The organism is Hymenobacter glacieicola, assembly GCF_014640315.1.
Lineage (GTDB): Bacteria > Bacteroidota > Bacteroidia > Cytophagales > Hymenobacteraceae > Hymenobacter > Hymenobacter glacieicola.
On record NZ_BMGS01000011.1, the window covers coordinates 63949 to 77407 of the forward strand.

The following is a 13459-nucleotide window of genomic DNA, read 5'->3' on the forward strand; positions in this document are numbered from 1 at the left end:
CAACGATTGGTCAACCACCCCTAGCCCCTCCTTATCCAAGGAGGGGAACTAGCCTCTGGACTTCTATAGCTATGCCCGATACTAACCACATTCATAACCTAGGCTATCAAAAAGCTACCCGCCGGACACTTCGCAGCAACCTCACTCCTGCCGAAGCCCTACTTTGGAAAGCACTTCAGCGCAGCCAGCTAGCTGGCCGCAAGTTCCGCCGCCAGCATGGTATCGGACCGTACATAGTGGACTTCTACTGTCCAGCCGAAAAGCTGGTGGTGGAACTGGATGGCGCCGGGCATTTCACGGCAAGCGGTGAGGCGCAGGATATGGAGCGGGACGCTTATCTGGGTAGTCTAAGCCTGAAAGTGTTGCGGTTTGAGAATAAGCTAGTCGTGCAACATATAGATAGTGTACTGGCGGCTATTGAGGCCGCTTTTCAGAGTACCGTTCTACCTTCATCAACCACCCCTAGCCCCTCCTCATCTGAGGAGGGGAACTAGTTTCTAGCCTTAGCTCAAGCTGATGTTTGGGCTGCTTTTATGGAACAAACTACCCAACTCGAAACCGGCACCTACGAAATCCTGCGCAACCGCCTGCTCAAGAGTAGCACCGACCTGCGCCAGCGCCTCGACAAGCTGAATGCGGAGCGCAAGCAGGTGTTTGGGGCCGTGGATACGCGCCTGCTGGGCACTGGCCGCATTACCACGGAAAACAACTGCGTGCCCTGGGATATGGTGCCGGTGGGGCAGCGGTTCATCTTTGGGTATAACGTGGTGTTGGGGCTGAAGGCGGAGCCAGATTTGGCCGACGTGTTTGGGGTGTACGAGTACACGGAGCACGACTTCCGGCCGCTGGGGCTGGAGCTGCTGCAGAACCCGCAGTTTCTGGAGGAGTTCCGCAACCTGTACCGCTACTACAAGAACACCCAGTTCGTGAAGTTTGCGGTGCTGGGCGCGCACCTGTTCATGGTGTTCCGGGTGGGCAAGAGTGCCTCGGATGTGAAGACGTTTAAGTGGCTCCTGCAGGGCGACACGCTCACCTACCTCGACAACCGCTCTGACCATGAGTACACCTTCCCGCCCCAGCACGAGTTTCAGTGGAAGCGCGCCACCCGCGACATGCAGCGCGGCGGCAAGCACCCCCACATCAGCATCGAGGACAAGGTGTTTGTGGAAACCATTGGCGGCGATTTGACCATTAAAGTCGAGGACAACACCAGCACCGGGCAGGGTATTCTGAGCGAGCCGGTGGACGACAAGGACCAGACCCTGGACGACTCGGAAATCTACTTTGCGGTGGTGGGCAACCTGATTCTGCTCAAGATCCGGCCCTACCAGGAGCAGCAGTACCGCTACTTCATCTTCAACTTCAAGCTCAAAACTGCCCAGCGCCTCGATGCTTTGGCCGATGCCTGCGTGCTGCTGCCCGACGGGCAGGGCCTGATTTTTCCGCACGGCTTCTACCTGCAAACCGGCGACAACAAGCTGTTCGACAACGGGCTGCGGGAGATGCTGTTTGAGAAGCGGGTGGTGTCGCCGAACGGGGAGGATTTCCTGTACGTGTTCTACAACAAGGACCAGGGCACCTACCTGCTGCTGAGCTACAACCGCATTGCCCAGCGCGTGGATAACCCCATTGTGTGCCACGGCTACGCCCTGTTTGAAAACGGGGAGCTGTGCTACTTCCGGGCCGACGACGAGCCCAAGAAGCACCACGCCGTGCAGATCTGGCAGACGCCCTACACGGCCCCGGATTTCGAGCTACCCGTCACCTCCGATTCCTACCTCTACAAGCTGGGAAATAAGGAGATTGTGCGGGCCATGAGCGAGGTACAGGAAGTCCTGACGCTGACCAGAAAGGACGACTCCTACGCCGGCCTCTATCTCGACCTGATCCGCCAGACCACCGCCCTGACTGACGCCTACCACTGGCTGCGCGAACCCGCCGCCCAGGCCCTGGCCGAGCCCCTGGGCGAAATCCGGCAAACGGCTACGGCGGCCGTGGAGGAGTTTGAGAAGGTGCAGAGCATCCGCAAAAACACCGCCCAGCAAACCCAAACTGTTTTCCAGAAGGCCGACGAGCTGGTGGGCCGCATCCGCCGCTCGGCGCCCGATACCGTCACAGAGTTTGTGCAGCTGCTGGGCGAGCTGCGCGGGGTGCGGGGCGAGGTGATTTCCCTGAAAGAGCTGCGCTACGTGGAGCTGCCCGCCGTGGAACAGCACGCCACTGGCCTAGAGGAGCTGAGCAAGGAAGTAGCCACCCAAACCGTGGATTTCCTGCTGAAGCCCGATGCCCTCCTGCCCTACGCCCAGCGCGTGCAGGCCATTGCCGACGGCGTGGAGCAGGTGCAGAAAACCGTGGAGGCCGACCAGCGCGAGCAGGAAGCCACCGCCGTGGCTCAGGAGCTGGAGCTGCTGATTGAGGTAGTGAGCAACCTACCCATCCCCGACCCGACCCAGACCACGGCCATCATCGACAACATCTCGACGGTGTACGCCCGCTTCAACCAGATTCGGGCGGCGCTAAAGCGGCGGCGGCAGGCCCTGGCCGGCACGGAGGCCCAGGCCGAATTTACCGCCCAGCTCAAGCTGTTGGAGCAGGCCCTCACCAACTACCTCGACCTAGCCGACACGCCCGCCAAGTGCGACGAGTACCTGACCAAGCTCATGGTGCAGCTAGAGGAGCTGGAAGGCAAGTTTCCCGACTTCGACCGGTTCATCGAGCAACTTACTACCCGCCGCGAGCAGGTGGTAGAAGCCTTCGAATCAAAGAAGACGGCCCTGGTAGCGGCCCGCAACCAGCGCGCCACGGCCTTGCTGCAAAGCGCCGAGCGGCTGCTGAAAGCCGTGCAAAGCCGGCTTACCCGCCTAGAATCGGTGGCGGACATCAACGGGTACTTTGCCGCCGACGTGATGGTGGAGAAGGTACGCCAGACGGCTCAAGAGCTACTAGGCCTCGGCGACTCGGTGAAGGCCGACGACGTGCAGAGCCGGCTGAAAACTCTGCGCGAAGACGCCGTGCGCCAGCTCCGCGACCGGGCCGACCTGTTCGCCGACGGCGGCCAGACCCTCAAGTTCGGCCCCCACGCCTTCACCGTGAATACCCAGGCCCTGGAGCTGACCGTGGTGCTGCGCGACGACGCCCTACACTACCACCTCACCGGCACCAACTTCTTCCAGAAAATCAACGACCCCGCCCTGCTGGCCGCTAGGCCAGTGTGGGAGCAAACCGTAGTATCGGAAAACCAGGACGTGTACCGGGCCGAGTTTCTGGCTTGGCGCATTCTGCAGGCCGCCCAGCACCCCACGCCCGCCGACTCGGAAGCGGGTCGCCCCACCGTGCTGTCCGTACCCGAGCTGGGCCACCTCAGCGCCGCCGAGCTACTGGCCTACGTGCAGCAGTTCATGGCCGCGCGCTATCAGGAAGGCTACCTCAAAGGCGTGCACGACCACGACGCCACCCTGCTGCTCACGGCCCTGGTGCGCCTCACCCGCACCGCCGACCTGCTCCGCTACCCCGCCGACACCCGCGCGGCCGCGGCCCTCTACTGGCTGCGCTTCGCCGACCCCGACCAGCGCGCCCACTGGGAGCGGCAGCTCCAGGGCATCGGGGTGCTGCTGCAGGTATTCCCCGATTCTCAGGAGTTCGACGAGCTGAAAACCGAGCTGCAAACAGCCGTGGACACCTTTGCCCAGCAAACCGGCCTCTTCACCCTAGGCCAGGTAGCGGAAGCCGGCGACTACCTCTTCCACGAGCTGACCCACACCGGCACCTTCATCATTGCCGCCGAAGCCGCCGAGCTGTACCAGCAGTTTCAGAAGCAGCTGCAGGAGCGCCAGGCCACGGAGCTGTTTCAGCAGTCGGTGACGGGCCTGCAGGACCAGCCCGCCGCCCAGTTGCCCCTGATTCGGCAGTGGCTACAGGCCTACCTGCGCCAGGCCCCGACCGCCGCTACCCTCTCCGATTTCTGCAACGAGTGCGCCGTGCTCCTGCTCACCGGCACGTATGATTCGGCGCGGGTGGTGCACACGCCCCTGCGTGAAACCCTAAGCGGCTTCCAGGGCAGCCACCCGCGCATCGTCACGCCGGAAAACCTAAGCCCCCAAGACCCGAAGGCCCCTACCCCCAGCTACCACCTCAACTTCCCCGACTTCCGGCGCCGGCTGCTGCACTACGACCGGGTGCTGGTGCCGCAGTTCGAGCAGTTTCAGGAGCTGAAGAAGCAGCTGCTGGTGCGGGCCGCCCAGGACCTGCGCCTGGAAGATTTTCGCCCGCGGGTGCTCACCTCGTTTGTACGCAATCAGCTGATTGACAAAGTATATCTGCCGCTGATTGGGGCTAACCTGGCCAAGCAGATCGGGACGGCGGGTGAGGGCAAGCGCACCGACCTCATGGGTTTGCTCCTGCTCATCTCCCCGCCCGGCTACGGCAAAACTACGCTCATGGAGTACGTGGCCAACCGCCTAGGCCTCATCTTCATGAAAATCAACGGGCCAGCCATTGGGCACGCCGTCACCAGCGTAGACCCTGCCCAGGCTCCCAACGCCGGGGCGCGGCAGGAGCTGGAGAAGCTGAACCTGGCCTTCGAGATGGGCGACAACGTGATGATTTACGTGGACGACATCCAGCACTGCAACCCCGAGTTTCTGCAGAAGTTCATCTCGCTCTGCGACGCCCAGCGCAAGATAGAAGGCGTGTACGAGGGCCGCGCCCGCACCTACGACTTCCGCGGCCGCAAGGTGGCGGTGGTGATGGCCGGCAACCCCTACACCGAAAGCGGCGACGTGTTTCAGCTGCCCGACATGCTGGCCAACCGCGCCGACATCTACAACCTCGGCGACATTCTCACGGCCGGCTCCGAAGACGCTTTCCGCCTCTCCTATCTCGAAAACGCCCTCACCAGCAACGCCGCCCTAGCCCGCCTCGCCACCCAAAGCCCCCAGGACGTGCCCACCCTCATCCGCCTGGCCGAAACGGGGCAGCAGGACGGCCTAAGCCTGGAGGGCAACCACTCGCCCGAGGAGCTGAACGAGTACGTGGCGGTGCTCCAGAAGCTGCTGCGCCTGCGCGACGTGGTGGCCCGCGTGAATGCCGCCTACATTGCCAGCGCCGCCCAAGCCGATGCCTACCGCACCGAGCCGCCGTTCAAGCTGCAGGGCTCCTACCGCAACATGAACAAGCTGGCCGAGAAAGTGCGCCCCGTAATGAACGACCAGGAAATCACGGACCTGCTGGCCGCCCACTACGAAAGCGAAGCCCAAACCCTGACCAGCGCCACCGAAGCCAACCTGCTCAAGCTGCGCGAGCTGCTGGGCTGGCTTACCCCCGCCGAGGAAGCCCGCTGGCAGGAAATCAAAGCCACCTTCCGTGACAACCTCCGCAACTCCGGCGCCGGTCAGCTCCTACAGATGCTCGACAAGCTCGAAAGCATTGCCGGTGGCTTGAGTGGAATTCGGGAGGCGCTGAAGCGGGAGTAATTCATCAACTCAGCACGTCATGCTGAGCTTGCCGAAGCATCTTGCATGCTGACATTGCCAAACTAACTGAACCTTTCCGCCTCTGATATATACTGTTATTGAAGGGTCAGGATGCCCATGCACAATTTGCCTACTGAACTCCTACTAACAATCCTTGCGGGTTGTGCCCTACTGGTTGCTGGTCAGCAAAGCAGGCGACGCTTCCTGCGGCTGCACCACCACGGACTCCGCACGCAAGGCACTGTTGTTAGCTTCCGGAAAACCGGTGATGATCGGTACGCCACGATTTGCTTTCTTACCGAAGACAACCGTCAGATCATTCAGGAAGTCATTGACTACGGCTATTCCAAAGAATCCTCGCTTTCTATTTGGTATGATCCTCTTTTACCGACTCATTTTGTCATCGGCTCTCCCTCGAAGATGGGCTTCTATTCAATTACCCTTATTGGCACTATCCTAATCGTCTATGCTATCTGGCGGCTCATCTCCTAAGCCCGCGAAAACTCCGGCGCCGGCCAATTTCTGCAGATGCTGGACAAGCTCGAAACCATTGCCAGCGGCTCGAGCGGGATTCGGGAGGAGCTGAAAAGAAACAAGCGCCAGAACCAGGCTCCTTCCGCGGTTTAGGGACTAGGGGTGGCTGACCTTTTACTACCAACCAGCATCGGAACTGATACTTACCGAAAACTGCCCTTTCGCAGGTGACAGCTCACTTCTTAGCCAAGCTCAAAAACCTTCGCTGATTACTCCACTTGCCTTATTACCTTTGATTTTTGCTTTGCTAAGCATCCTATATTTCTCTTTCCCAAATGCGTCTTTTACTCCGCAGCACCCTCTCCCTATCCTTACTTGGCTGTATTTCCTTTGCTAGCCTAGCGCAGACGACAACGCCTGCCGCTGCACCGGCCGCTGCAGCGGTTTCCACTCCGTTGCTCAAGCCTGGCCTGACAAAAAACCAATCCTATAAAAAATACCTCTACCAACGCTACGCCGGCGACGAACAAGCTACGCGCGTAATTCGGCTGTTTGCCCACCGCCAAATAGGTGGCAAGCTGTGGCTGGGAACGGGAGCATTGGCCATCGGCTTTGTGGCTTCGCAAACTGGTACTAAGACTAACTCCAATGGAGGCACCACTACTACCACGGTTAGTCCCCTGGGCTACGGCCTCATGCTGGGTTTGTTCGGTGGGGTTGGAATTAGCAAGCTAGCGCGTTACAGCAACGAGAAGCTATACCAGGAGTTGAGCGGTTACGACCGGGACCACGCCTTTTCGCCTAATGTGCAGGCCAAAATCGACTAATCATCGGCCGGACGACACGCCCCCGCTAGCGAGAGTTACTCCCATTTGGCGCGAGTTTGGCGCAGCGCAACTCGTGTCGTAATGCGTGAGAAGAGTGTGTCTCTCTTGCTGCGCCAGCAGCAAGCATCGTCCGCGCCGCCTAGAGAAATCTGGGCGGCGTTGTCGTTGGTATGGAGGAAGCCCTATCCTGCTACCCAGCCAACTCCTCTACCCTCATGGGCAAGCAATACCCCACCATCAGCGCCGACACTCAGGCCTTCATTGAGCGACAGCACGTGTTCTTCGTAGGCACGGCCGCCGCGGATGGGCGCGTCAATATCTCGCCCAAGGGCCAGGACACCCTGCGCGTGCTCGATGCCAACCGCGTGGCCTGGCTAAACCTGACCGGCAGCGGCAACGAAACAGCCGCCCATCTGCTGGAGGTAAACCGCATTACCCTGATGTGGTGCGCCTTCGAAGGCAACACCGCAGCATTACCGCCCTACCCCAGCCGCAACAGCAGCATCCCAAACTCCGTTTGCGCCCCCAGAAACTCCCGTAGCTGAGGAAGCCGGGTCAGCAGGAACTCGGCTAGTTTTACTACCGGCACCTGCGCGTTCTGCACGGCCCCCACGCGGAGCGGGAACCCTTCGCTCAGTACCAGGCGCAGAAAATCTTCATCCTTGATCAACACATCGTAGCCGTGCCGCCGGGCGTAGCGCCAGATGGTGGTATCCGGACTGTTATCCAGGCCAATGTCGCGAACGTGTAGTACCTCCGTGCAGTGGGGGCGAGTGGGGGCGCAAGTAGGCTACCAGTCGCCACGATATATTTTCATCGAGCAGGAGGCGCATAACCGCTTACGCCACCGATAGCAGCACTACGCTTTCCTTGAAGGCCGCATACAGCAGGCAGGCCCTCACCTGCTCCGGCCCAATTGCCGGAAAATCTTCCGCTATGTCGGCCGAGCTCATGCCGTTGGCCAGCATTTCCAGCACTTCTGCTACCGTGGTACGCGTACCCTTTACAATAGCCTTCCCAAACCGCACCTGCGGGTTCAGCTCGATGTAGGCTGTAATAGCGGCGGTATCCATGGCGGCAGCAATAGTAGCGGGTGTACTTCAAAAGTAACAAAAACACCTAACTGACGCCTAACTTGAGTCTGGCCTTGTGAACAGGGCTTTGGCCCCACGCCCAACTACCCTACCTTGCTCCCCAGCTAATTCCCTTCCTTCATTTCAGCGGTGGGTGTTTCCTAAGCTGCGCCTGGTGGGGGAGGCGCAGTGCTTACGTCGGGATGTACACCGAAAACGTGGAGCCCACGCCCAGCTCACTTTGCACTTCTACGCGGCCGCCCAGGTTCTCTACTATCTTTTTGACGGTGTAGAGGCCTAGGCCAGAGCCTTCTACGTGATTGTGGAAGCGGCGAAACAAGGCAAACAGCGAGGTTTGTTGACTCAGAGTCAGGCCGAGGCCGTTGTCCTGCACGGTCAGGTGCCAGAGCCCGTTTTGAGTGCTGCAGTTCAGGCGCACGTGGGGGGCGCGGTCGGGGTGGCGGTACTTGATGGCGTTGCTGAGCAGGTTATAGAGCATGGAGCGCAGGCTCTTGGCTGGCACGTTCACCACGGGGCAGGCGGCAGCATCTATTTCCAGCGTGCCGCCGGTTTGCTGCAGGGCCGGCAACAAATCCTGGCGTAAGTCCTCGACCACGGCGGCCAGCTCCACGGGCGGGGCGGCGGGGTCGTGGGCCTGGTGTAGCTGCAGCACGTCGTTGAGTTGCACCAAGGTCCGCTGGAACCGGGTCACGGCATCCTGCATCATGGTTAGCAGCCCGCCTACCTCCGCGGGCTGAGGCGTGGGCAGCAGTTCCTGGAGGGCCTCTACCAACCCGCCCAGGTTGTTAATGGGCCCTTTCAGGTCATGGGCGGCCATGTACACGAAGCTGTCCAGGTCGGCATTGACGCGGGTAAGCTGCTGGTTGGCTTGGTCCAGCTCCTGGTTGAGGGCCTGCACCTGCTGCCGGGCCCGCACTTGCTCGGTTACTTCGAACGCAAATACATACACCCCATCAATCTGCTGGTGCTTGTTGTAGTGGGCCTGAAACGTGTAGTTGAAATAGGCATCGGTGGGCTCTGACTCCGCGGGGCGCACCAGCGAAATGCGTACGTCGTGCTCCTGTCGGCTTTGGCCGGTCTGGTACACCTGCTGCAACTGCTCCCAGATGGGCGTGCCCCGTAGTTCGGGTGCAACCTCCAGCAGGGGCTTGCCTACCAGTTCCTGGCCCGGAAACAGCTGCTGGTAGCTGGGGTTGACAAACTCATACACCAGCTTCGGCCCCGAGTGCAGGCAAATAGCGGCCGGGGCCTGCATCACCAGGTGGCTCAGGCGCTGCCGCTCCTGCTCGGCCTCGGCTAGGGCATCGTACTCCCGGTGTTGGCTTTGGCGCAGAGCCCGGCGCGTGAGCACCTCCTCCGTTACGTTTACGCTACTATGAATGATGTAGCGCAGCTTCCCCTGGGCATCAAATACGGGCGTATTCAGGGGCTTCCAGTGACGCTCTACAAACTGCCCCGGCCGTTGCGGATCGAGCACATCATAGTGCTGCAGAGGCATTTGGTGGGGCTGGCCCGTGGCAATAACTTGCTCCAGCGAAGCCCGCCAGTTGCGCACCGCATGGGCTTCTGGCGCGGCCGGGTTGTCAGGAAAGGCATCGAAGAGGTAGCGCCCAACCAACTCCTCGCGCCGTTTCAGGGTATTGAACAAATACGCGTCGCTGGCCGTCAGAATAAACAGGTCGGGCGACACGACGATATACGAGTCGGGCACCGTTTCCAGGGCCTGCAGGTACTGCCTAAGAGCCGTGACAGACTCCATAATGCTGAAGTATAAAGCGAAATATCCGCTTTAACGAAGCTCACCCAAAAGCGGCCACACCCCACTGGGCTCATCGTGGCGGGTTGTTGGCTGGGTCTGGGGCCTGATTTTTATCCAGCTACCCTATTACTCCTGATTACAAACAACTTACCATTGTTACCAACGTCAACTAAGCCTCCGCTAGCCAATGGTTGGCAGCCGCTGGCCTCCTGCTGCCGTTGGCGGCGGCATTTCTAGTCCTGGCTATGGGCCTGGGCTTGCTACCAAACAAGAAACAGCCACGCAGTCTGCGGGCTTCAACCTAGTAGCCTGCTCCAGAAAAACAGGCCTGGGCTGCTGCGCCCGGCTACGCAAAAGGCCCCGCAACGTGCATTGCGGGGCCTTTTGTATGGTTAGCTACCCGTTTCGTTATGGCATGCCGGCGCCGCCGCTGGCCCCGTACACCTGGCCAGTGGCGTAGCTGGCCTGTGGGTCAGCTAGCTGCACGTAGATGGAGGCCAGCTCCACAGGTTGGCCGGGCCGCTTCATGGGGGTGTCGCCACCGAACTTCTGCAACTTTTCCTGGGTAGCGCCTCCGCTGACTTGCAGGGGCGTCCAGATGGGACCGGGAGCTACGCCATTCACGCGGATGCCCTTCGGAGCCAGCTGCTTAGCCAGGGAGCGAACGAAATTGGTAGTAGCCGCCTTGGTTTGAGCGTAGTCGTAGAGGTCGGCGGAGGGGTCGGTGGCCTGCTCGGAGGTAGTACCAATGATGGCCGAGCCCGGCTTCAGGTGGGGCAGCGCCGCCTTAATAATCCAGAATGGGGCGTAGATATTGGTCTTCATCGTCGCGTCGAAGTCCTCAGTCGTGAGGTCCAGGATGGACTGGCGCTGCTGCTGGCGCGCCGCGTTGCTGACCAGAATATCGAGTCCGCCCAGCTGGCGTACGGTTTCATCAACCAGCTTTTTGCAGAAGGCTTCGTCGCGCAGGTCGCCGGGAATGGCTACGGCTTTCTGGCCGGCGGCCTTAATCAGGGCCACCACTTCCTTGGCGTCGGCCTCCTCGGCGGGCAGATAGTTGATGGCTACGTCGGCACCTTCGCGGGCGTAGGCAATGGCCGCGGCCCGGCCCATGCCGGAGTCGCCACCCGTAATGAGGGCCTTGCGGCCCTTGAGGCGGCCGGAGCCCTTGTAGCTTTTCTCGCCGTGGTCGGGCACGGGGTCCATTTTGGAGGCCAGGCCTGGCCAGGGCTGGGTCTGGCTTTTAAACGGGGGCCGGGGGTAGGCGGTGGTTGGGTCTTTCAAGGGTTCGGGGGCTGCATCGGCGGAGCCAGCGGCTCCTTCAACGGGTAAAACGGATCCTACGGTGGCAATGGCCAGACTGGCACTTAACCCACTAATTATCTGACGGCGGCTGAGTTTGTTTTCTTCTTTCATACCCTTAGCAACAGGCTGTGTAAAGATTGGTTATCAGTTTTGCTTGCTTACCATCTCCGGGGCCGGGCCAGTTTATGAACCGTGGCCCGGGTAATACCGCTGTTTTACCGCTCACCTCAGCCTTGGCCTACCCTACCCTTGGCACCCCGTCGCAAGCCAAACAGCTTTGCCGAAAGCAGCTTGACTCCTCCCCTTCGCACTGGTCCAACCGGCCCCAGTTACCGGCTGGCCCGCTCGCCCCGGATGCGCTGGCCCAGCCGATGAAACCACAGTTTCTTTCTGGCCCGGTGCTGCTTTTTAGCGCGAAGTCGGCGCAAACGGGCCGCACGCCGGGCTTTGGCTTGTGCACTTTTGGAGGCGTGCAAGCGCGCTGTTGCGCGCGAAGCGGCGCCAGAACGCGGTTTGCCAGCCAGGGCGGCACTTTCCGGGTTCGGGACGATAACGCCGGCTGGTAGGTTGCCCACGAACTGCAGGCTCAGGTAGGGCTGGTAATAGTTACCGGCCTCGTCGGTAGCCGCGGATTGCTCGGGTTGGTCACCGCTGGCCCGCACTTGCAGCCGATTGGCCCCAATGCCAAACCCGCGCAGGGCCTGCACGGCTGCCCGGGCCCGCTCCTCACTCAGGGCCTGCGTTGAGCGCTGCCCGTCAAGACTGTCGCTGTAGCCATTGACTTGAATCCGGGCCCGCGGAAAGGCCCGCAGGATGTTGGCCAGGTTGCGCAGCTGCTGCTGCGCCGCCGCCGGCAGCGTGGCCTGCCCAGCCTGGAAATACGCCTGATCAACCGGAATCCGGTTGGCGCCCTGACGTAGGGGCCCGGAAGGCTGGGCCGCGCCGGCCAGCAGCCGGTACAGTTGATACTCGGTGGAGCGGGCAGCCACGCGCTGGCTGGTACCATCGCCGAGCAGCAGCAGCACCGGCTGGCCGGGGTAATCCAGGTACATATCTGCGCCCACGGCATAGTGCGCGGGAGCGGCCTCAGGCGGGGGCGCCGTAGTTGTCAGGTTGGTCGCAATATAGGCTCCAGCATCCGGGCTGGGTTGGGCCTCAACGGGAGGGGCAGCCTCCGCGCTGGGGATAGTTTGCCGGACCAGTGCCGTTGGGCGGCGAGCAGCCGACGAAGGAGAGTTTAGGCGACCTATCCCAAACCCAAACGCCAGGGCGGGCAGCAGTAACAGCACGGGCCAATAGTGCCGCGGTAACCGGCCTTGCAACAGGGTTTGTAGGGCCGGACCTAGCCGGCGGGCTTTTCTATGGGAGCTGGCTGCCGAGTGGGAAGGGGCCGGGCGGGCTGCTCGAGCGGGTTCCGGGCGGGGCGGTGGGGTAGCTGCCTCCGTTGGGGGCAATTGGGGTAGGGCCCCGGGTTGCTGCTGCAGCCAGCGGCTAATGCCAGCGGCATCCAGCTGCTGGGCCGCCGCATGGTGGCGCAGGGCATCCAGCGTGGCGGCCACTACCACGTCTACCAGCAGGGGCATCGCCTCTAGGGGCACCCCATTGGTTTGGCTTATTTGCCGGCTGCGGCTGGTGTAAATAGGGCCCAGCAGCGCCTCTAGCAAGGCAACGCCACGTCCGCGCCAGGGATGCGCTTCGGCGGTAGTCAGCAGGCTGGTCCAGTCCGGAGCGGGTGCCCGTTCCATCCAGTTCCATAAGGCCTCCTCACCGGCAGGCTGCTGGCTGCGGCTGGCGAAGGCCGGAATAATTAACGCTACTACCTGACTTACTGCCTGCTGAACTGCCGGCGCACCAGCTTGCACAGCAGCACTCAGAGAAGCCAATGTTTCGCCCGCCAGACTGGCTTGTACCGTGGTTGCTAACGTTTGCTCCTGACTCATACTGGTTGCTGCTGGCAGTTCACATAGTTACTCCAATAACTAATTTACATAAATATCATAATATAATACCATAGAAGACACAGGTGCCCTAATCTTCTTGTTTTGAAAACAGCCTTCTGCCTAGGCCTGGGGGGCACAAACGAGCAGTTAATGGGGTGGCACTCCGCTATACCCCCTCCTGCTGAGCGGGGTGAAGTACTTTGCTTAGCGTCAAAAAAGCGCTTTTCCAGTGCCTGTTTAGGCTCCTTATCCGTTGCCGCTCTGGCCATATTACCCCAACTTGTGAGCTCAACCGTCGATGCTGAGCTGGCTCACTCTAACCTTTATTGCTAAAATTATTGTACATGATTTTATGCTAGTTACCCGACTATAAAACGTCAATTCCGGTGTGAGCTGGCACTTTGCCACTGTTTCTACGTATGCATGTACTGCCGAGTAACTACCGCTCAGTTAGCAGCTTGCGGACTTCTCTCGTCAATGTTCAGGTAAGCAGGCGCATAACCTGGACCGTACGCCGCCCAGAAAAGAAGGCCGGCATGGTAGCTCAACCGTACGAACGTACTGTCGACTTCACGCGTAAAGCACAACC

10 protein-coding genes are annotated in these 13459 nt (G+C 60.7%); 5 read left to right on the forward strand and 5 right to left on the reverse strand.

Going from position 1 to position 13459, the window contains the following annotated elements; all coding sequences use genetic code 11:
- Positions 1 to 71 precede the first annotated feature (71 nt).
- The 5 genes from IEW18_RS18365 to IEW18_RS18385 all read left to right on the forward strand — a co-directional run bounded on the left by IEW18_RS18365 (position 72) and on the right by IEW18_RS18385 (position 7317).
- Positions 72 to 494 carry an endonuclease domain-containing protein gene (locus tag IEW18_RS18365; protein ID WP_188559340.1) on the forward strand — a complete coding sequence of 141 codons (423 nt, stop codon included), beginning with the start codon at positions 72 to 74 and terminating at the stop codon, positions 492 to 494.
- 39 nt (positions 495 to 533) lie between these two features.
- On the forward strand, positions 534 to 5471 hold the full coding sequence (locus IEW18_RS18370; RefSeq protein ID WP_188559341.1) for a DNA repair ATPase: 4938 nt from the start codon (positions 534 to 536) through the stop codon (positions 5469 to 5471).
- Between the two features lie 117 nt (positions 5472 to 5588).
- Positions 5589 to 5963, forward strand: coding sequence for a DUF3592 domain-containing protein (locus IEW18_RS18375; protein WP_229728836.1), 375 nt, complete (start codon positions 5589 to 5591; stop codon positions 5961 to 5963).
- Positions 5964 to 6280: 317 nt separating this feature from the next.
- Entirely contained in the window at positions 6281 to 6772 is a 492-nt protein-coding gene (locus tag IEW18_RS18380; protein ID WP_188559343.1) for a hypothetical protein, read from the forward strand.
- 170 nt (positions 6773 to 6942) lie between these two features.
- Positions 6943 to 7317: a pyridoxamine 5'-phosphate oxidase family protein gene (locus tag IEW18_RS18385; RefSeq protein ID WP_229728837.1), complete on the forward strand. Its 375-nt coding sequence runs from the start codon at positions 6943 to 6945 to the stop codon at positions 7315 to 7317.
- Here IEW18_RS18385 and IEW18_RS22020 read toward each other — a convergent pair.
- The 5 genes from IEW18_RS22020 to IEW18_RS18410 form a co-directional block, all read right to left on the reverse strand.
- The gene (locus IEW18_RS22020; RefSeq protein ID WP_188559384.1) at positions 7254 to 7508 is read right to left on the reverse strand and encodes a DUF5615 family PIN-like protein; all 255 of its coding nucleotides are present in this window, start codon (positions 7506 to 7508) and stop codon (positions 7254 to 7256) included. The genes IEW18_RS18385 and IEW18_RS22020 overlap by 64 nt on opposite strands.
- A gap of 103 nt (positions 7509 to 7611) precedes the next feature.
- On the reverse strand, positions 7612 to 7845 hold the full coding sequence (locus IEW18_RS18395; RefSeq protein ID WP_188559344.1) for a DUF433 domain-containing protein: 234 nt from the start codon (positions 7843 to 7845) through the stop codon (positions 7612 to 7614).
- 193 nt (positions 7846 to 8038) lie between these two features.
- A complete protein-coding gene (locus tag IEW18_RS18400) occupies positions 8039 to 9625 on the reverse strand; it encodes a sensor histidine kinase (protein WP_188559345.1) in 1587 nt (528 codons plus the stop codon).
- 408 nt (positions 9626 to 10033) lie between these two features.
- A complete protein-coding gene (locus IEW18_RS18405; protein ID WP_188559346.1) occupies positions 10034 to 11041 on the reverse strand; it encodes an SDR family oxidoreductase in 1008 nt (335 codons plus the stop codon).
- 218 nt (positions 11042 to 11259) lie between these two features.
- Positions 11260 to 12870, reverse strand: a complete 1611-nt coding sequence (locus tag IEW18_RS18410) for an OmpA family protein (RefSeq protein ID WP_188559347.1) — start codon at positions 12868 to 12870, stop codon at positions 11260 to 11262.
- Positions 12871 to 13459 lie beyond the last annotated feature (589 nt).